At 45.6% G+C, this 20,894-nt stretch carries 14 protein-coding genes and 1 pseudogene; 10 read left to right on the forward strand and 5 right to left on the reverse strand.

The features are described 5' to 3' along the window. Positions 1-1,701 precede the first annotated feature (1,701 nt). Both Q502_RS05740 and Q502_RS05745 read left to right on the forward strand, forming a co-directional pair. Positions 1,702-2,907 carry an ATP-binding protein gene (locus Q502_RS05740; protein ID WP_258001685.1) on the forward strand — a complete coding sequence of 402 codons (1,206 nt, stop codon included), beginning with the start codon at positions 1,702-1,704 and terminating at the stop codon, positions 2,905-2,907. A gap of 315 nt (positions 2,908-3,222) precedes the next feature. After that, on the forward strand, positions 3,223-3,501 hold the full coding sequence (locus Q502_RS05745) for a DUF2442 domain-containing protein (RefSeq protein ID WP_099829731.1): 279 nt from the start codon (positions 3,223-3,225) through the stop codon (positions 3,499-3,501). 1,335 nt (positions 3,502-4,836) lie between these two features. Here Q502_RS05745 and Q502_RS05760 read toward each other — a convergent pair. Then, entirely contained in the window at positions 4,837-6,597 is a 1,761-nt protein-coding gene (locus Q502_RS05760; RefSeq protein ID WP_099829729.1) for a CsgG/HfaB family protein, read from the reverse strand. 520 nt (positions 6,598-7,117) lie between these two features. Further along, positions 7,118-7,501: a hypothetical protein gene (locus Q502_RS05765; protein WP_099829728.1), complete on the reverse strand. Its 384-nt coding sequence runs from the start codon at positions 7,499-7,501 to the stop codon at positions 7,118-7,120. A gap of 481 nt (positions 7,502-7,982) precedes the next feature. On the opposite strand from Q502_RS05765, the gene Q502_RS05770 reads away from it, so the two are divergent. The 4 genes and pseudogenes from Q502_RS05770 (at position 7,983) to Q502_RS14610 (ending at position 12,224) form a co-directional block, all read left to right on the forward strand. Then, positions 7,983-8,243: a PIN domain-containing protein gene (locus Q502_RS05770; protein WP_099829727.1), complete on the forward strand. Its 261-nt coding sequence runs from the start codon at positions 7,983-7,985 to the stop codon at positions 8,241-8,243. Positions 8,244-8,991: 748 nt separating this feature from the next. Then, positions 8,992-11,787 carry an Ig-like domain-containing protein gene (locus tag Q502_RS05775; protein WP_099829726.1) on the forward strand — a complete coding sequence of 932 codons (2,796 nt, stop codon included), beginning with the start codon at positions 8,992-8,994 and terminating at the stop codon, positions 11,785-11,787. A 107-nt stretch (positions 11,788-11,894) separates the two neighbouring features. Then, positions 11,895-11,957 (forward strand): annotated as a pseudogene (locus Q502_RS14605) (hypothetical protein); the annotation flags it as partial. A gap of 33 nt (positions 11,958-11,990) precedes the next feature. Continuing rightward, positions 11,991-12,224: a hypothetical protein gene (locus Q502_RS14610; protein ID WP_243392296.1), complete on the forward strand. Its 234-nt coding sequence runs from the start codon at positions 11,991-11,993 to the stop codon at positions 12,222-12,224. A 307-nt stretch (positions 12,225-12,531) separates the two neighbouring features. Here the strand turns inward: Q502_RS14610 and Q502_RS05785 are convergent, their stop codons facing one another. Genes Q502_RS05785 through Q502_RS05795 form a run of 3 tightly spaced genes read right to left on the reverse strand, consistent with a single transcriptional unit; the run spans position 12,532 to position 15,550 of the window. Then, the gene (locus Q502_RS05785) at positions 12,532-13,356 is read right to left on the reverse strand and encodes a carbohydrate ABC transporter permease (RefSeq protein ID WP_219724928.1); all 825 of its coding nucleotides are present in this window, start codon (positions 13,354-13,356) and stop codon (positions 12,532-12,534) included. Between the two features lie 24 nt (positions 13,357-13,380). Beyond that, entirely contained in the window at positions 13,381-14,286 is a 906-nt protein-coding gene (locus tag Q502_RS05790; protein WP_099829724.1) for a carbohydrate ABC transporter permease, read from the reverse strand. Then, complete coding sequence (locus Q502_RS05795) at positions 14,276-15,550, reverse strand: extracellular solute-binding protein (RefSeq protein ID WP_099829723.1); 1,275 nt, start codon at positions 15,548-15,550, stop codon at positions 14,276-14,278. Before Q502_RS05795 ends, Q502_RS05790 begins: the two co-directional genes overlap by 11 nt. 389 nt (positions 15,551-15,939) lie before the next feature. On the opposite strand from Q502_RS05795, the gene Q502_RS05800 reads away from it, so the two are divergent. The 4 genes from Q502_RS05800 to Q502_RS05815 are packed head-to-tail and all read left to right on the forward strand — an operon-like array spanning position 15,940 to position 20,886. Next, complete coding sequence (locus Q502_RS05800; RefSeq protein ID WP_099829722.1) at positions 15,940-17,178, forward strand: ROK family transcriptional regulator; 1,239 nt, start codon at positions 15,940-15,942, stop codon at positions 17,176-17,178. A 19-nt stretch (positions 17,179-17,197) separates the two neighbouring features. Then, positions 17,198-18,514 carry an L-fucose/L-arabinose isomerase family protein gene (locus Q502_RS05805; protein WP_099829721.1) on the forward strand — a complete coding sequence of 439 codons (1,317 nt, stop codon included), beginning with the start codon at positions 17,198-17,200 and terminating at the stop codon, positions 18,512-18,514. 4 nt (positions 18,515-18,518) lie between these two features. Continuing rightward, positions 18,519-19,970 (forward strand): MFS transporter, encoded by a 1,452-nt coding sequence (locus Q502_RS05810; RefSeq protein ID WP_099829720.1) that lies wholly within the window; start codon positions 18,519-18,521, stop codon positions 19,968-19,970. Between the two features lie 4 nt (positions 19,971-19,974). Continuing rightward, on the forward strand, positions 19,975-20,886 hold the full coding sequence (locus tag Q502_RS05815) for a DMT family transporter (protein WP_099829719.1): 912 nt from the start codon (positions 19,975-19,977) through the stop codon (positions 20,884-20,886). The last annotated feature ends 8 nt before the right edge of the window (positions 20,887-20,894 follow it).

The raw sequence follows: 20,894 nt of genomic DNA on the forward strand, positions 1-20,894 counted from the left end.
ATCTCCGACAGAAAGCACTCCCGGCACGATAGGTCACATAAGCCTTGAGGTGAAGCACACAGGAAAGCCGTATGCGGGAAATCCGCACGTACGGTTTGAGGTGGCAGGAGATGGAAACGGATGAGATGACCCGCTTGAGGGGGACACTCTCCCGAAAGGGGAGTAAACAGCCTGGCCTCACAAGGTCTGTACTTACACCGCGCCATTTCTTGACCCTACCAAAACAGACTGGGTTCGCCGTTGAACGGTTCTCCGAGGAAAACGTTATTCGTTCCAGAGCAAGTATCTGTTCTTCGTTCTTAGAATTCGCTGATCGCTTCTAAAAGCTCAGTTGCAAGTTCCAGTGATGCAAATTGTAAGAAAAAGCAAAAAGCCGGGGTTGGGGGGCAGGTTCCGAGTCAGAAAGAGCGGAATAAGACGCAAGGCGCCGAAAGAACATCGGCGGACGCAAGGCTGGCTTCGCCAGGTCGCAATGCACGGAGAAGCATCCGGGGACGCAAGGCTGCCTTCGCAGGAGGCGATTTTGAAGCCTGTCTGTTCGCACAGACCAGTTTCTGCCTTGCGAGACCAATAAGAAGCATCGATAAAGAGCTGATAGAGACGGTCGCTGCGCCAGAAAATCCGCTGGACGCTTAAGAGCAGAAAACCCGTTGTACGCTGTGAAAAGCCAAGACCCTAGTCACGCCTTTACCGCTCTTTTCATTCTTGTCGGAGAACGGTGAACCGATAACGGACAACCATTTTCTTATTCAACTCGCAACTCGCCACTTGCAACTGTTTCAAAGATCGAGATTCTGACCAGGACCTTCGTCAGAATGACGAAAAGCAAGAAAAGACTGTCATCCACGTAGAACCTTCCCTTAAATCCACTTACCTGGTCATCCCGTGATGCACCTGCACGGGATCTGCTTTCTCTCATTGTTTGTAGAAGTCTCGAAAAGGGTTTCTCTCGAAGCGAAGCTTCATCTCAGACTCAAAGCGTCTTCTCGCTCCATCGTTCTTGATTCAAGATCGAGATCCTGGCCTGAACCACGAGGATGACGTGAAGTAAGAAAAGACAGTCATCCCGCAGAGCCTGCCCTGAAATGCTACTGTTCAGGGTACCTGCACGGAATATCGCCCTGAAGATGCGCTATACGCCAGAAGTTCCGCTGTACGCTTAATAGCAGAGGACCGTTTAACGCTTTAAAACATGGTTCGCCGTTGAACGGTTCTCCGAGGATAATCGGTTCTTCGTTCCAGAGCAAGTATCTGTTCTTCGTTCTTGGGCAATCGACGACGACGAGGCCGATCAGAGGTAAGGGGAAAGAGGCTTGAGGTAAGAAAATCAAGAACTCTTCGCTCTTCCGACCTCTTGCCTCTGACCTCAGGCTCTTCCCAAGGACGGGTCCATGATCTGGGACGAAGGACTAAGGATGACTCTTCACAGCGTACAGCGTTTTCTAATAAAGCGGATCTTTTCCCGGCGCAGCCGGAACTGGCCTCGCCGGAGGCAAGACTGGCCGCACGCAGTGCGACTGGCCTGCGCCAGCAGACTGGCTTCCCTCTCTCCTCTCGTGAGTTTAGTGAACCTCTCAATACTCTCTTTCTTGATTGCCTTTGCTTGCCACAGAAGGTGACTAACTTATCATCATTGTCACGTTAATTGAATGCGAATAATGGAGTCCCCTAAGGCATAGAGTTTTATCTGGGAACTAATCTGTGCTAAGATCGTTTCATAGTGAAACGGAAGGAGATGATTCAGTAAATGCAGACGAGTTAGTTCAGTCACTCGAAGAGATACAAAAGAGGAAGGAAATGGAGCTCCCCTCAAGACTGAGACCTTACTTCGACAAAATAGAGATGAAGAACAGGGCAGTCCTCGTCTTTGGGCCAAGAGGGGTTGGAAAAACCACTTTTCTTCTGCACAGATTTAGGGAGAGAAAAGTACTCTACGTCTCGGCTGACAACCCTCTCGTTTCTACTAGTGACCTATGGAGCATAGCAAAGACAGCTTTTGTAAGGGGTTATGAGGGGATAGTTGTGGATGAGGCTCACTACGCAAAAGATTGGAGCATCCATCTTAAGGCCCTCTACGATTCCTATCCGGGAAAACTGGTAATAGCTAGCGATAGCAGCAGCCTTGTTTCAAGACAGGGGATCGCAGATCTATCTAGAAGATTCTCCAGGATTCAAATCCCTCTAATGTCTTTGAGGGAATACATATTTCTTAGGGATGGAATTTCGCTGCCACAATTAGAGCCATTCTCTCTTGAGCCTTCTTCAGTTAAAGAGATAATAAACTGTACAAACGTACTTTCTGCTTTTGAGGAGTATCTTGAGCGAGGATTCAGGCCGTCTTATATGGAGTGGGACTTTCGAGAGCAAATAGAACACATTATTGAAAAGACACTTCATGGAGATGTTCCGTACTTCGTGCCGCAAATCTCGGATATTCACTTCAGGCTAATGAATGCCGTTGTAGGCTTTTTGGCGATATCGAAAGTTCCAACACTGAACATTGAGAGAATGTGTAGAGAGTGGGGTATAGGGAAGAGAAAACTCTATGAACTTCTTACTGTAATGAACGCAACAGGAATAATCAGAATAGTATATAGACAGAATGATAATCGAACTTTCTCCAAGGGTGAGAAAATATTCTTTGGCGACCCTACTTTCTACTCAATTGGTACAGGAAATACCGGAACAAGAAGAGAAGCCTATGTGGCACAATCCTTTGAAGATTCGGGTAAAAGAATCTTTGCCTGTGCGGATGAGCGAAACGGAGATTTCTCTGTAGATGGCAAGATTATTGAAGTGGGAGGAAGGAGCAAGAAACCAAAGAAAGCAGAGTTCGTAATAAGAGACGATACGGATCTGCCCCATTCAAATTCGATTCCAATGTGGACACTCGGCTTTCAATATTGACAATAGCTCGTAGTTATGCCACGGGATTTTGGACAACAAGTTGTCCACTTCTCCGGATATCTCTGATCAAGCACCAGAAGAAGTTCTTCCAGCTCCTTAAACTTGTATCTCGGCACTTGGAACTCCCTTCAACACAGATTATCGAAAGATAGAGTCCGTATTTGTTTTGCTCTGGAAGAGCAACACTATCGCAATAGAATTAATAGTCCTCTCAAAGATCACATGGTCCAAGATCGAATATGCACAATACTCCGGCGAATGAACTTGAGAAAAATGCTTCCAGTGCTATAATTCAAGCAGAGAAGGAGGTGAATTATGATAAGAATAGCTCAGGCGGAAGCTCTGGAGGCTTTTAAGGTAAAACTCGCCTTTGAAAATGGAGTAGTGGGAACAGTGGATTTCTCTGAGCTGGCCGCATCTCCTCTTTTCGGTCCTCTCAAGAATTATGAGTTTTTTGAAGGCGTTAGCATTGTCAGGGACGGCAGAGCTTTAGCATGGGGAGAAGATCTTGAAAGCTGCGCTGATTCGCTTTTTATGAGGATAACGGGAAAGAAGCCAGAAGAGATCTTCCCCAAAACAAAGGCCGCGGTGTGAATGCCTGCAATCAGTCGGCTGTATGGAATAGTAATCTACATGTACCACGAAGATGAACTTCCTTCACACTTCTATGCTCACGATGGTGAACATTAAGCTATTTAGAAATAGAGTCACTGGCAGTCATCGCAGGAGCCTTACCTCACAGAGCCCCGGGACTCGGATTGAATGGGCTTCAATGCACCAGAATGATCTTTCGGCAGCATGGGGTGATGCGAAGTCTCTGCAACTCTAAAAAATAGCACCGTTGAAATAGAACTCCTGTATTCTTTCCGACTCCACGTCTAGTGAATTGCCTGTACGTTTCTATGCTTCACTTCATGCAACCCTTGACGTTCTGTCGAATGTCAGATGCCACCGGTGCAAATAGGTACTGTCCGGTTCCTCAGATTCCAATTTTCGTTAACGCTCAGAACAGCCCCTAAAGCTCCTACGAGACGCCAGACCCCACTTCATGACTTGAAAGGTTGAGGGAAAATGAAACGAGTTGGTCCGGTTGTCATCCCGTAATGCTCCTGTACGGGATCTCCCATCAAAGAGCCGCTTTTCGCTGGTCGCTGACGAAGACAACGTTGTCCGTCAACGGTCCGCCGTCCACCGAGAGAGCAGACAGCCATCAAAGAGAAATCATTGTTCTTTGTTCCAGAGCAAGGATCTGTTCTTCGTTCTTGGTCAAGGTGAGATCAAAGAGGTTCTTGTGACGGCGTAATTCCAACCTGACTGGTTTCTTCTCTCTCTCCCTCTTCTCTCGTGAGCGAAGCGAACCTCTCCAGAACGCTCTTTCTCAATGGTCTTTGTTTGGACGGCACAGCCGGAACTGGCCTCGCCGAAGGCGAGACTGGCCTTTGCGAAGCAAAGACTGGCCACCGAACGTGACTGGCTAGTTCGTTGCCCTCCTGCCGAAGGCAGCCTTGCGTCCCCGGACGCTTCTCCGGGCATTGCGTCCCGGCATGATCTTTGCCGGCCTTGCGTCTCATTTCACCAGTGACTGGGTCTCTCTCTTCCCTAGGACGGCTCTTGGAAAAATGGAGTCCCTATTTTCAATGCGGGAACGTAGAACAACGTTTCCGGGATGTAAATAATGGAGGCTGTCTCAATTTTTATTGTCTTCCTGCGAAGCAGCTCTGACCCGCGCGGTCTTCGCGGAACTAGCGTTCCTTCAAAAAACGGTATCTGTCCCCATTTTTTCCATTTTTTCAATTAGGCCACACAGAAGTCAAACATTTCGTGGTCTAACCGGCTACTACCCCTAGTTGATACTCCTGGCGATCACCACAGATGATAATCTTATGCACATTATCTCGGGGAGCTCTTATTCACAATGATCTCCACATTTCACATTGCCTCAAGCTCGATTTTAGAAGACGAGAAGTACGTAACATCAAGGTCGAATGAATCGAAAGCCCATCGGAACAGTGCGTCGGTTATCTCACGAGCCGTTACTGAACTCCTCAAGGTGAACCTTGCAATGCCCCCTGCATAACTCTGTCTGTGAACCTCCGCAATTCCATCAATCTGTTCAAGAGCCTCTTCAAACTCCATAAGCTGTCTATAACTACTGAGTCCTGTGATCAGAACCTCGATCTGTTCCATAACAACGTATTCATCGGGTTGCTGCGCGAATAGCTGATCAACGAAGTAATTTGCCAGCATTGTGCTTGCTGCTCTGAGAGCTTTCTTTGACGCTATTCCTTCACTTACATCCAGAGCAGAACCTTCTACTCCATCTGCTGCGAGAATTCTTCCAGTGTTCATGTCAATTATTCGAGCCTCAACTCGTGCCCTGCAGGATACCATATTATGTATGTCTTCAACCCATTCGCTAAGAGCTTCACCTATGATAATCATGTCAGCATCAAACTGCCGAGCAAGAGATATGGCATTTCTCACGTCATGGATTGCTGCAAAAGCCATTTCCGTATAGCGAATCTCGGCCACCTTTATCTGGTCAACAACATTAAAACCATGTTCGACTAGTACTCTGATAATCTCTGTCTCAGCTGCAGGATCTGGTATACGCGTCTCCACACGCCTTCTTATATGGGTCTCCGGGATCATAACAACGATTGATTTACTTAGAACAGGATCTCGTTCGCCGTCCTTTACTTCTCGATTATCATCAGGGCGATGAGCTTTGTATTTTTCGATGATACCAGTAACACTCTCGGCTCTCACAAATTCGACGATATCTCCATCAGAGCCAGCAGATCCTGCAAGAAGCGATGCAACAGAGTACTTTTCACTAACTTCTTCAACAATTGCCACACCAATCCCTGTTTTCTGAAAGCCAAGAGAAAGTCCAGTTGATGGATCAATAATCTCTCTACCACGTTCAAAGATTTCTAGATATGAGTTATTCTGCATGCCGACATCAAATCCTGCGTTGACGTATACCTTGCTGGGTTCTGCAATCGCTACGCGACCCTGCCAGGGAACAGGTCGTACCTCACTGACAATGAAGTCGACCAGTTTGTCAATTACCTCTCTGGTAGCCTTCCCCAAGGGCGTCTTTTCGTAGTCAGAAATAGTGAAGTCGATAATACCACCACGAATCAGGACCCCCCCTCCTGTTTCTGTAATAGTCGACTCTGCTTTTCTGCTCTCGATAATAACCCCAGTGTTTGCATCAAATATCCTCATATCCATAGCTATATATCCTCGGACTATGGAAACAACTAGGGGGCCCAGCTGAACTGTGCCAATCTTCTCTTCTGCAAACCCGGTAACTACTGTCTTTACAAGGATCTGAGCACCAAAGAGCTCTCCTACTTTTGCAGCGGTATCTGGTCTGATTACACCAGTCAAGCTCAATCGTTGCTCTCTTAAAATCTCTTCCAAGGCAGAACGTTCGAGTACTATGAATCGACCACTCTGGTGAAGACTGCTAATAAGCATTTCTTCAATACCGTTTGCCAAACCTCTTGGAGCACCCGGAGCAAGAACTTCTACATCTGCAATTGCAACTCGCTTTTTGGGCCCATAGAATTCAATCTCACTAGCTGTAACAACAAGCTCACAGCATAGAACTACGGCAAGAAGCAGAACTACGACCAGAAGAAGTCGTGGAGAACTCTCAGAACTCTTCTTAATAGACATCTAGTAATCCCTCCTTGTCTCAAATGATGCACAGATTATTAGCTCTGACGAAGACAATTGAAATAGTATGAGCTGTTTACTTGGATCTGGTAGTCATAGGGAGTATCGAACGAATGGCAAAAGCTTTGACATTGTGCGAGTAGAACTTGGTTGGTCATGCTCAATACAACTTCACGCAACAAAAAACAAAATGCAGAGCTTCCCAATAACCTGAGAGGACGTAGATGGATGTTTCTCACTTATTGAAGCTGAAGAAAGTGTTCAAGATAAGGACAAAGCTGCTCATCGACAAATACTATCTTAGGAGTCGCCCTAGATTATTGGAAACTCATAGGTTTCCTCTCTGACAGCCCAGAAACCTCACCAGGTAACAGACATGTACTCAGTTCTCTACAAAGGAAAAGAAGAGGAAAAGATGTTGCACTTCAATGGTTTCAGGAGACTCGCCATTTGTAAAGATACGTGGATCTCATAGTACACCAGTCAAACCAACCCAGGAGTTTCCAGATACACCCTACACCTACGGGTCAACTATAGGATAACCATCTCTAAAGATTACCCGCCAATCGTAGTAGACACCATCGTAAGAGCAATCTGCTTTGATTGCGTTGGGATGAATGTATGCGGTCTTGTGGTAGATATCAGAGAAAGCTCTCTCGGAGCGGAGTGTGTAATTTCTCTCATCCAAGTGTGTTATTGTATAGTGATCAGGCGCGAGGGTTGTAGTGTAGATGAGTTTGTTTGCATCCGTGTCATAGATCCTGATTTCTAGAGTATAACTCGACTCATTTGCCACTACTCCTCGAAACTCTGTCGGAAGTCTTCTCCAAATACCTTCCAGAACGCAACCATTCAACAGTACTAAGCTCACCAACAATACAAGTACTATGTACGCTTTTCGCACTGCTTTCACCCCCTCTCGTACCAATTAGACCATAATTCATAATCAAAAAACAACATATCGATCCCCTCGTGGTGAAAAAGGCAAGGAGATACCTCTTCTTGTATCTCTTTTGTCTTCATCTCTCTTTGCACTGCTCTCCTGAATGAAGTTCTATATTACGCAAATGTAAATAAAAAAGTCCGTCCCGAAAAGACCTTCTGCCCGGGGCAGGAGACTATGAGCTCGTGATATCAGCCCTTCTTGTTGATTTCCCAAACTTCGAACTCCAAAACATACTGCTTGAACGCACTCTTCATATCACCGTGGAAGAAGCGGAGTAAATACTCTTTACCGACCAAAATCTAGTTCAGGGGCGTTTTCTGTTTTCGAACGCCCCTTTGTGCTTTGTCTGATAAAAACGAGGAGTATTTATGAATAAATACATTACAGGTAAGTAAATAATAAAGTCTGTCCCAATTTTTTTAAATGTTTTTGCGGTGGTTTGAGACATATTGAAGCGACAAGACAAATAGAGCAATTCCTGAAGTTTTGTCTGTTCAATGAAGTACTTCCTATTACGCTTGAATCAGCTTCTATCGCTGCGACGCACTACGCATATCTTAGAAAACTCGGAACGCCTTTGGATGATATAGATCTTCTCATAGCCGGTATTGCCATCGAAAACGACATGACTTTAGTCACGCACAACATGAAAAACTTCAGCAGAATTCCAGGATTGAAGTTGCAGGACTGGAGAGAATAACTGAATCTCCGCTAATGTTCAGCTTCCCCCATTTGACGTCCCCCACGTCATTCAGAGTTACCAGCACAGGATCTCGCTCAAAAAACCGCTGTGCGCTTAAGAACAACAACGCGCTGATGGCTGTGAAATACGGTTCACCGTTGACCGTTCAAGATCATGAACCCATTCACCGAAAAGGCCGCTGTACGCTTAAAAGCGGTGAACCCGCTGAACGCTGGGAGAGCGGTCCTCCGTCAGCCGTCCAAGAGCAAAAACCCGTCCTCCGATAAGATCAATCGAGAAAGAGCACAGTCGAGACGTTCGCTGCGCTCATGAGAGAAGAGAGAGAGAAAGAAGAAACCAGTCAGAGGCGTTGAAGCTTCCGCCGCCACAAGCATCTCTCTCTTTGATATGCACTTGACCAAGAACGAAGAACTGATCCTTGCTCTGGAACAAAGAACAATGTTTTTCTCTTTGACGGCTGCTCTGCGGAGAACGGTGAACAGTTGACGGAAAGCCTGCTTGAACGCGAATCAAAGGAACGCGGAACTGCTCTTGAGAAAATGGAGTCCCTATTTTGTCGTCTAATAGCGTGTTTGGATAGCCAATAGGGCACTATTACTCTCTATTAACAGAAAAAGATTGCTTTGCCTGCAATGTAACAAGTGGTATATTATTCACAAGAGAGCGTAGCACTTACATTCCCGCATAATCTCATAGACTTGAAGTGTTAATTCCCGGTGCGAGGCCTCGCTAGTGGGGGTGGGTTATGAAGAACAAGCTTCTGTCTGTCTGTTTATTCTTGTTTCTCTTTTCGATTATGTTTCTCCTTCTTGGCTGTCCTACCATTGACAAACCACCAAAACTGACCATACCTGATAAGACAGTAGATGAAGGACAGGTACTTCAGTTCGACCTAAAACAATACGCCGAAGACAAAGACAAGAACACCCTTGCCTTTGCAATAGTATCCGGAGTTGGAGAGATAGTGGGGAGCGATTACAGATACACCCCGACATTTGATGACTCCGGCCAGAAAGAGGTGAAGATAAGAGTAACGAATGCAAAGGATAAGTCAGCAGAAGACACATTCAAAATAACGGTAAACGATGTTAACAGACCCCCTGTATTGGACATACCGGACCAGACGATGAACGAAGGAGAAACCCTTACCCTCAACCTAAACGACTATGCAGATGACCCCGATGAAGACGATCTAACCTTTACTCTAGTATCCGGAGTTGGAGAGATAACCGGTGCGACATATACCTACACCCCCGATTACGATGTACTGAAAAAGGTTAGAGAGTACGACCCGGCAGCCGAGAGTATAGATTTCGAGGTAAGCATAAGCGCGAACGATGGAAAGGGTGGAGAAGCGACCTCTACTTTTACCATAAGTGTAACCGACGTAAACAGACCCCCTATGCTGGACATACAGGACCAGACGATGAACGAAGGGGAGACCCTTACCCTCAACCTGAACGACTATGCAGATGACCCGGACGGAGATGCTCTAACCTTTACTCTAGTATCCGGAGTGGGAAACATAGCGGGATCTACATACACCTACACAGCTACATACACAGATGCCGGAACGAAGACTGTAACTGTGAGAGTAACGGACAATAAGGGCGGAAACGGTCAAGTTGCTTTTGGAATAACGGTCAATAGACTACCTGTGATCAATAAGTTGAGCGGTCCATCCGGAACGATGAACCAGAGTAGCGTCACTTTCAGCTGGGCCGGAGACGATCCCAACGGGAGCATAGCCTTATACGAATACAGAAAAGACGGAGGAAGCTGGACAGACCACGGCTTGAACACGAGTTACACGTGGAGCGGCTACTCAGAGGGCGCTCACGTATTCGAAGTCAGGGCGCAGGACGACGAAGGTGCCTATTCGAATGTAATCTCCTGGAACTTCGTTTACGATATACCCAACATTCCACCGGTAATAGAGAAAGTGAGTGGAATGGAGGGGGCGATAGGGGAAGACAGCAACGCATTCAGCTGGGACGGAGTCGATCCCGACGGGAGCATTACCTTATACGAATACAGAAAAGACGGAGGAAGCTGGACAGACAACGACTTGAACACGAGTTACACGTGGAGCGGCTACTCAGAGGGCGCCCACGTATTCGAAGTCAGGGCACAAGACAGCGACGGCGCCTATTCGAATGTAATCTCCTGGAACTTCACTTATAATGCAGCTTCACAGGAAACCGGAGGCTTCAAAGTGGCCAACTCATGGGGAATAGGGGGATGGGAAAACGTCCCTGACGGTTTTCTGTATATAACCTATGAAGCCATGAAACAGAATAAGGTTCTGTGCTTTGTGGTCGATCCCAAAGACAACTATGAACCCAGAGCGATAGCCATTTTCAAGATATCACACCTGGTCAGGGATGATTGTAGCGTTTATGTAGGCGTAGGAAACCCCTCTTCTCCTTCAAGAGAGAAGAGATTCGATGACTATTATCAACGTAGCGGGCCACACCCTTACCCAGACAACAAAATGGTCTTGGACATAACCGAACTCCTTCCATTCAATAACGAGACGTTATATCTGAAAGTATATGATACGAATACAGGCAGCACAGGCACTATCGAGTTCTTCTCGGTAGAGATATACGACAATTATCCATCGGGTATCCCTTCAAGTGTCTTCACATCCACACAGACACCAAAGAACACCGTCAACAACTCTTATGTGAATGTACAGATCCCGGGCGTCACAGTCTCGGCCGCTTCGAACTACGATCTCTCTTCAAACGATGGAGGTCTTTCAAAGAGACTACTCGAAGGAATGAAAGAAACGATGGGTGTGTATGAAGAGGGAAGAGGCTACAACGAGATAATAAACGGTTACGGCACTGGTCTGAGACCGCCCTCGGTTGAAGAGTGGGAAGAGATAGCAAACAGCTGGTATGAGATGGAGGCTTTTGGTCTGCAGGAGACGCTACCTGTTTCTCTTGACCATTCAAGTTCGATCCACTTTCCACCGATAGGTAATCAGGGAAACGAAGGTTCATGTGTAGCCTTCTCGGTAGGGTATTACACAGCCACTTTTTATGAAGCCTGTGACAGGAACTGGGACCTAAGCGGTGCTCAATGGGTGGGAGGATACTACGGGGCGCCCACTGCTTCCTACCAGGACAGGATACTCAGTCCAGATTTCATCTATCACCAGATAAACGATGGCTATGATCAAGGTTCCGCATACCAGGATGCGATGAAGCTTATATCTAATACAGGCGTGAGCAGCTGGAAAGAGATGCCCTACAATCCTAACGACAGCAAGACATGGCCTTCGGAGTCTGCGTGGAGAGAAGCCCCGAGGTACAGGAGCCGCACCAACGTAATGAGAGTCCTGATGGTAGAAAACGATCAGGACATTCAGACACTGAAATCGTACATAAATGCCGGATATCTAGTTTCCATTTCCGTCGACGCTGACAAGTATGCAAACTTGAGTCCCTCCGACGTATGGAACAGTACGAATTACACGAATCCAAACACTAATCACGCAAACACTATCGTTGGCTACGATGACCATTTGTAAATAATGGAGGCAGTCCGCAATTTACCCAGAAGTAAAACACGATGGCAAATACGTTCTAAGAACAAACAAAACTTACCAATAGAGAGGTTGCTCAATCGTACAAATTACTGTGGAAAGTAGAGAGGGCATTCAGGGAACTGAAGAGCGGGCTCGATCTTCGCCCTATATACCATTACACAGACACGAGGGTGAAGGGCCACATAATGATCTGTTTCCTTGCGCTTGTAATGGAGACTGCCTTATGTAGAAAGCTGAAAGAGATTGGAAGTACTTTCTCTTACGCAGAAATACTCGAAGACTTGAAAGAGATAAGGGCAGTTGAGCTAACGGTAGAAGGCAAACGCTTTCTTGCAAGGACTGAAATGATGGGCAATGCTTACGACGCTTTCAAAGCACTCAAAATAAGACCCCCGGATCTACTCAAAGAGATTGCATAATATACCACTATGGTGGTACGTCTGTTTTTCTTTTCATTTTTCCCCTTGTTTAGCTGTTTTTAGATTCGTTGCTGTCAAAGTTGAGTATGAACGAATATGCTGAACAGCAGATCAGCGATTGTGAATTCGAAGCGATGGCGATGGAGCTATTGAAAGTTCTAAAGAGGAGCTGCTGTACTTCAGGAACTTCAAAGAATACTTTCCGTGCAAAGGAGCCATGGAAACCTTCAATCAATACTAAAAACGTCAGGGAGAAGCATAGATTTTATGCTCCTCCCCGGGAGGAATGTTTGTATGCTTACCAGAATTATTCTTTGACTCCGCCGGCAGTTAGTCCGCCTATAATATACTTCTGGAGAGTGAGAGTGAAGATGATTACGGGTATGAGTATTATAGTGCCAGCGGCCGCCAGTTGTCCCCATCTTGGCGCATACTGACCGAGAAACCCGTTCACCGATATAGGAGCCGTCTTTGTAGAAGTTCCCGTGAGAACAAGCGCATAAATGAATTCGTTCCATGACATTATGAACGCAAAAATTGCGGCCACCATAAGTCCAGGCGCCGTGAGGGGGAGAAAGATCTTCCAGAATATCTGTATTCTGTTGCAGCCATCCACGCGGGCAGCCTCTTCAAAAGAATAGGATATTGAAGAGAAGAATGGCAGAAGCAACCAGATAACATAAGGTATATTAAAACTCGTGTATGCAAGTATGAGCGAAATATATGAATCGGTCATTGCGAGTGAGTCAAACAACATGAACAGTGGCACAGCGAGTGCTATCTGCGGAACCATTCTCGATACCAGGAAGGAATACGAAACGACTTTTCGTCCTTTGAACCTGAATCTCGAGATTCCATATGAGGCCATAGCGCCCACCAGCAAAGAAATAGCGGTCGATGACAACCCCACTATGAGACTGTTCTTTATTGAAGGCAGAAAGTCGCTCTTCCCGAGAACTCTCTTGTAACTCGTGAGATTTGGGTTGAAACTGAAGGGGTTAGAATTGCGAATATCCAAATCTTTCTTGAATCCGCTGCTGATTATGATGAATATCGGAAACAGCTCTACCGCTACTATTATCAGTGCTATGGTAAATAGAATCCACTTTGTTATCGCTCTTTTTCTCCTCATTTTCGCCATAAATACCACCAAACCTTAAAGCGTGTCGATGTCCATATTCTTTCTCACCAGACCGAAAGCGAACAAAAGACTGACAATTATGAGAATGACGGCCATGGAAGAAGCGTAGCCCAGCTTACCAAACTCAAAGGCCTGCTTGTGAATATAGAGTGAATACAGCATAGTTGCGTTTCCGGGTCCACCATTAGTCATGACAAAGACCTCGGAGAATATCCTCAAAGCGTCTATTGTTCTAAGAAGTATTGCCGTGGTTATAGTCTGTTTCAACATCGGAATTGTTATCAAGAAGGTCTTCTTGAAGAAGTTTGCACCATCGAGCTCTGCAGCCTCCATTATATCCGCGGGAAGGCTTTTAAGCCCTGCATATAAAATCATGAACATGAAGGGCCACATCCTCCAAATATCCTGCACAATAACAGCGATATATGCGAGACCGCTGTCTGAAAGAATGCCTCTGGACGCATCGAAACCGACGATCTCGAGCAGATAGCTTATCACTCCATATCCCGGTTGAAGCATCAATCTCCAGGTAAGACCCGAGAGTACGGGCAGCGTAAAGACTGGCAGCAGTAAAAGTGTTCGCAGCAATCCCGCAGCCGGAAATTCCCTGTTGAAAAGTATAGCCACAAAGAAACCTATTACGAGCTGAATAGGTATCGCGATCAATATGAAGCCTAGCTGAAGAGAAAGCGAATTCCAGAATTGCCTGTCTTTGAAAAGATCGAAGTAGTTCTGAAATCCAATAAAGGCTCTTCTCCCGTCATCGACCTGTGCCCAGTTGAAAAAAGACAGTACAACCGAATATATGATTGGAAATACAAGGACTACACCGACAATGATGAGCGCCGGCAAAATGAAGTAAAGATAGGAAAGAACTCCCTTGCGGGAGTTCCTTCGAATCAATCTGTTGCTAATTTTCATACTTGTCGAGTAGTGCCTGCACCTGGTCTACCATGTTATTTATCGCGGTTACGGGATCGACAGTCCCAAGAACGGCAGCCAGCCAGTTTACTTTGATCTGTTCAGAGATCTCTGGATAGAAGGCTGCCCTGTTAGGCCTGCTGACTGCAAATAGCCCTGAATCTGCCATTCCTTCGTACCAAGGATTTGTCTCTAGAAGGACAGGATTTGTGAGAAGATCTGTTCTTACGGGTGTCATTCCATCTTCGGCAAGCTTTATGCCGGCATCGTAAGAGTTCAACCAGTATGCAAACTCTGCTGCCGCTGCGGCATTTGTCGAAGCCTTTGGGATACCTAGAATCCAGCAACCTCTTACCGCGGCACGGGCGGATGGACCGGCCGGCGGCGCAGTATACTCTATCTTTCCAACAACGAGAGATTCGTCTTCGTTTTCGTGTGAAGGGATAATACCCGGCCACTGGAACATCGAGAAGACCTTTCCGTCGCTGAAGGCCGCTATTCTTTCGGCATGACCCATATCGTTGGCACCTGGAGGTGCATACTGCATAAGCCGCTTGTAGAAGAGAATGGCTTCAAGCGCTTTCTCCTTGTCGAGAGTTATGACGTACTTTCCGGCAACATCCTGCATGAAGTGCGTACCAAAGGCTTCAAAGAACATTATGGCCTCGCAGGTTGCTCCTTCTGTGTTTTTTGTGAACGGTGCCCAGCCATATATTCCCTTTGTTTTAAAGAATTCGGCCATGTTTGCAAGCTGATCCAGCGTTTCGGGAACTCTCAACTCATAGCCAAACATTTCCATGAATTCCTTCTTGAATTGTGGGTCTTCGACCAGATCCTTTCTGGTGATCCAAACATATACGTTTCCGTTAATCGGAATTCCCTGAATCTCACCCTTCCAGAGGGCAGCCTCAAAGATCGCTTGAGGAATCTCGGTGGTGCTTATCTTCTTGAAGGTCTTTCCCTCGGGCCATTTTGAATAAGGAACGAGAAGATCTCCGAACTTCGCGACATTACCTTCGTCTATGGCTACAAGGTCGTAGTTTGCTTTGTTCTCGGTAACATTGAGAGATGTTTTCTGGAGCATTGAACCTGATGGAATCAACTCGAGATCGACTTTAATTCCGGTTGCCTTTTCGAAATCCTTAAGATTCGCTACCCAAGCCTGTGTGTGTGCATCGTCCCAGGCAAGAACTTTGATATTTGTGGCACCGAATGCAGTTAAACATAACAGAGCCAGAAAGAGAACTACTAGCAGTTTCTTCATAATTGAACCTCCCTTTTTTGAAGTTGAACATAGCTAAGAAAGAGAACTAACAGATAGCAAAGGATCTACTTGAATGATTCTACAATAAATGATAGGCAAATAACAACATATAATTAAAGGCGTTAACTAATACAAGGCTAACCATAGGTTAGTATGGAGAAGATACGTTGAGAACACGCTTGATAATCGGCTATAACTGCTCGTAAAAAAAGAAGGTACCATTTACTAATTCGGGGCAATTGAGAAGATACTTAAATTAACAGGTTGAATTATTCTGTTATATCTCCACTTTTTTCCGTGATAGAATGTAGCTGATGTCGTTTAGTTAATTGTGTTTACTAATTCGAAATTCCGATTCTTAGGAAATTTCCGGAGGAAATAGTTGATTTATGGTGAATAAGACTTACGGGTTGAACGTATCGTCTATCAAACCGAGAAACCGTTCTCTAATACTGAGACTTCTCAGGGATCGAGGGCCTCTTTCAAGGAGAGAAATGGCATTGCTGTCGGGGTTGACGCCGGCAGCGGTTACTAATCTGGTGAATGAGATGATAGATCAGGGCTTACTTAAGGAAACCGGGATGGCCCAGAGAAGTTCGAAGGCAGGTAGAAGGAGAATTCTTGTAGATATCGATAAAGAGAGAAAGTACATAATAGGTCTCAATATAAGCACAAAGACTACAGCCATTGGTGTTTCGGATATGGACTTCAATCTTCTTGGTTATGAGGAGTTCAATACTAAAAGAGAGAAATCTGCGACTGAATTCCTTAACGAGATTTCGAGCAGAGTTATGCAAATGCTCTGGAAACAGAGCATTACCAAAGATAATGTTCTCGGTATCGGTATCGGTATCGTCGGAAGTGTCGATCCGGAAAGCGGTCAGAGCAATCTCGCCTATGGGATATGGTCCCAGCCGGTAAATATCCGTCAAATACTCGAAGAGAGTTTGGGTATAAAAGTAGTAGTCGAAAATAACGTCAGAGCGCTTGCAGTTTCGGAATTGAGTTTGCAAAAGCACTCAGGAGTGAACAATCTTATATTTGTGAAGCATAGTCCCGGACTCGGTTCTGCGATGATAATCAACAAGAGTTTGTTCTACGGATCCACAGATTGTGCTGGCGAAATCGGTCATATGGTTATAGAAAGGGAGGGACCCCTGTGCAGGTGCGGGCAGAAGGGTTGTCTTGAAGCCCTGACGTCGGCCGAGAATATTATTCGGGAAATCAAAGAGCTAATGCAAAGAGGAGAGACTCCATGGCTAAACTTAAATGCCGATGATAGGAATCTATCTTTGGAAGATATCGTTGAAGCTTACGAAGCGAGAGATATGGGAGTCATAAGAGTTGTTGAAAAGGCTCTGGAGTATTTGAGTCTTGGCATAGCAAACGTAATGAAGATCTTCAATCCAGAAAGAGTAATTCTTTACGGACCGCTCTTCAAAAGCGATCATATCTTTCAGTCTCTTCTGAAAAAGATAGATCAACTCGCTCCAGACAGCAATAGTTCTTCAGTCGTTCACTTAAGCGCGCTCGATAGTGATAACAAAATAATAGGCGGATTGTCGCTTGTTCTTGAGAGACTGTTCTTCGAAACGGGAGCAGCCTCTATCGGAAGCAAAACCGCCTGATTTGAAAGCGGAGGTTTCCATGCAAAGAGTGAAGTTAGGAGTGGTCTGCCTTGCCAGAAAGACCTTCGATCATCTGGCAGCGCAGGAACTGTACGGAAGAATCAAAAGCGAACTTGACACAATACCTGAAGTCGAATGGTTCTTCGTCGATGAACTCGTAATCGAGATTTCTGAGGCCGATCAAGCTGCGAAAAGACTCTCGGAGTCTGGTATAGACGGTCTGATAGTTATAAGCGGTACTTTTCATTTAGGCCATCTAGTATTGGAGCTTCATAAGCAAGTAAGAAAGCCAATACTACTGTGGGGACTCGACGAACTACCATACAACGGTGGAAAGATAAGGCTGAACTCGATCTGTGGTGTAAACCTGAACGCTTCGAACCTCTACAAATCCGGAGAGCGTACCTATCATGTCGTTATTGGAGATAAGGTCGATACTAACTGGATAAATGCGATAAGGATTAAGAAGGCCCTTTCCACCAGCCGCATTGGGATTATCGGTTATCGGGCACACGGTTTTTTCAATCTCGATATCGACGAATTGAGCACTTATAGAGAAACAGGTATCCTACTCGATCACTATGAACTAGATTCAATATTCTCACACGAAGTTTCGACAAAAGAGATTGAAGTCTCTAAAGGAGATATTCTAAGAGTCTTTAACACAGATGGAGTTAGCCAGAAACAGGTTGACAGAGTGGCGTCTCTTGCGGCTAAACTGAAGGGCTTCATGACATTGAACTCGCTCGATGCGATCGCTATTCGTTGCTGGCCAGAGTTTGCAACTACATTTGGAATCTCTCCCTGTGCCGCGATGTCTTATGTCCAGTCTCTCGGCTTTATCACGGGTTGCGAGGGTGATGTTGAAGGAGTCATGAGTATGCTGGCCCAAAAAGCCGTAGGAGCAGAAACTCCTTTCCTGGCAGACTTTTCGCAGGTTGATCTCAAAGAAAACTTCGCCCTTTTATGGCATTGCGGGGTTGCTCCCTGTAATCTTGCAGATGGGAGTTCAGTCTGCTCACTAGACACTTACTTTGCAGGAGGTAAAGGCGTTACGGCCGATTTCGTTATGAAGTCAGGCGAGTTCTCAGTCTGTCGGCTCGATTCGGTAAGTGGAAAGTACAGAGTCTTCCTTGGTCACGGAGAGGCCGTCCCTATGGAAAAATCCTTGAAGGGGACTTATATGAAGGCAGTCTTTGACGAAGACGTTCGGACAGTTCTCGAAAGAGTTATCTACAACGGTATTGCTCATCACATCTCAGTTTCTTACGGTAACTACATAGAATCATTCAAAATCCTCGCCAGGATCAACGGCTGGGAAGTCATTGGGGGTTGAAAAAATGTCAGTTGGCAGAGAAAGCGAGAAAATTCCTCTTTTGAACAAGATATTCTTTGGCTCTGGCGACATCTTCGGAGGCGGTGCCTTCAACATAATCAACTTTTTTTACGCGATCTTTCTTACAGATGTGGTAGGTCTAGATATGGTCTTCGTCGCCCCTGTGTTTCTTGTAGGCAAGATATGGGATGCCATAACCGATCCCTTTATGGGAAGCATAACCGATAGAACTAGATCAAGGTTTGGAAGACGCAGGCCCTACTTTCTCGCAGGTATCGGTCTAGTCTTCATTTCATTTATGATACTCTGGTATCCTGTCGATTTCGATTCTCAGGCGGCAAAGTTTCTCTATATATTGTTTGCTTACCTCTTCTTCAATACAGTAGTGACCATGATCATGATCCCTTATCAGGCAATGGCGGCCGAAATATCGCTCGACTACAACGAAAGGACATCAGTCAACTCGATCAGGTTGCTCTTCTCGCTGGTCTCTTCGCTTGCATGTGCACTGGTTCCCATGATGATAGTCAACTCTTTTGAAGATATAAGAACAGGATATATAGCTATGTCCGTGGTCTTTGGTCTGATATTCTCACTTCCATGGATAGGAGTCTTCGCTTTTACAAAAGAGAGAAAAGACTTCTCTTCGGTTGAAGCTAACTTGAACCTCAAGAGCATGTTTGTTGAACCGTTGAAGCTCAAATCCTTCAGGTACCTTCTCGTAATGTTTCTGACGGCCTACCTTGGAATGGACATAGTCTCCATGATTTTTGCCTATTACATGAAATACTATATCGAGAAGCCAAACGCCCTGCCTCTCGTCCTTGGCGCCCTTTTGATCGTGGAGATCCTTTTCATACCTTTTTATGCCTTTCTGGCAAAGAAGAAGGGTAAGACCTTCTCCTTCATTCTAGGATCTTTCGTATGGATAGTCGGTTCTGTCGCTATCTTCTTTGTTCCCCAGAACGCATCCCTGCCGGTGGTCTTCTTTCTTGCGGGATTTGTCGGAGCGGGAGTATCTGCCGCGGCAGTTATACCACACACAATATTCGGCGACGTAACAGATGTCGGTGAACTGGCATATGGGCAGCGAAGAGAGGGAAACTTCAGCGGTCTCATAACCTTCACACGAAAATTCGCCTCCGGAATAGCCGTGGCGCTGGCGACTTTCATTCTTGGTGTCGCCGGTTATGTTAATCCCGAAAGAGTTGTGGAAGACGGTGTAACAAAGATGATAGAAAAGCCGCAGGGTGCTGCCGTGTTACTCTCTATAAGATTGATAATCGCACTCGTGCCTGTTATTCTCATGACCTTTGGCATTATTGCAGCAAAGAAATACCCGCTCGATTCTGAAAGCCACAGAAGGCTTATAGAGTATCTCAACAGGAAGAGACATAACGAGAAGACGACTATGAGCGATGAAGAGGTCGATGAACTGAAGAGGAGACTTATATAAACAGATGAGCGTCGGTCTTTTTCTATCGCTCCTGACATTGAGTCTTGTCTGGGGAAGCTATTATGTCGCGAACAGAGTCTCTCTCCAGTATCTCTCACCTTTCTTTGTGGGTCTAGTGGTCAGAGCAGTTACTTTCTTGCTTCTTATAATTCTAATGACCTTCAAGAGACAGGTGAAAGAGCTTTTCAAAGTGAAGGGAATACTTTCAAAGCTCTTGCTGATAGGTGTTCTAGGATTCTCTCTGGACATAACAGCTTTCATTGGTCTGAGACTTTCAAGTGCAGCAAATGGAGCTGTCCTACTAAAGGCTGACGTGCTCTTTGCGAACCTTATAACGATCTTCTTTCTTAAGGAGCGTTTCAGTTACCGCGACTGGCTTTATACGGGAGGGGTTCTCTTGGGTGTTGGCCTTGTTGTGAATATAGATCTTGTGAATTTCAGATTCGAAGGGATCGGAGACATCTTCTTTCTTCTGAGTGCCTTTTTCGTTTCTTTGAACGCCTTTGTGATAAAATCCGTGCAATTAGATAGAGTAAATCCGGCCTCAGACAATGTGGTAGCCTTTTACAACAATTTTATAACAATGGGAATCTTCGCAATAATTTTCTTCCTGTCGGACAAAGGTGCTTCTTTACCGACAGTTCGAGAGAACAGTTTTCTTGTCCTTCCATTACTGTACGCCGGAGCTATGCAGACGTTTATATACTTACTCTACTACTTCAACCTCAGAAGACTTCCAGTGTGGCTGGTTAAGATTACTCTTCTTATGATGCCCGTATTTGCGACTATTATAAGTTTCCTTTTGCTGAAAGAGGGTTTGAAGCTTATTCAGGTGCTAGGAATGATAATTGTTTTGATGTGTACCGCAGGAATTATCATAGAACAGAAGAGAAAGAAAGAGTTAAAGGTAACTTAGAAAGGGAG

The sequence above is a fragment of the Mesotoga sp. Brook.08.YT.4.2.5.2. genome (assembly GCF_003351125.1).
Lineage (GTDB): Bacteria > Thermotogota > Thermotogae > Petrotogales > Kosmotogaceae > Mesotoga.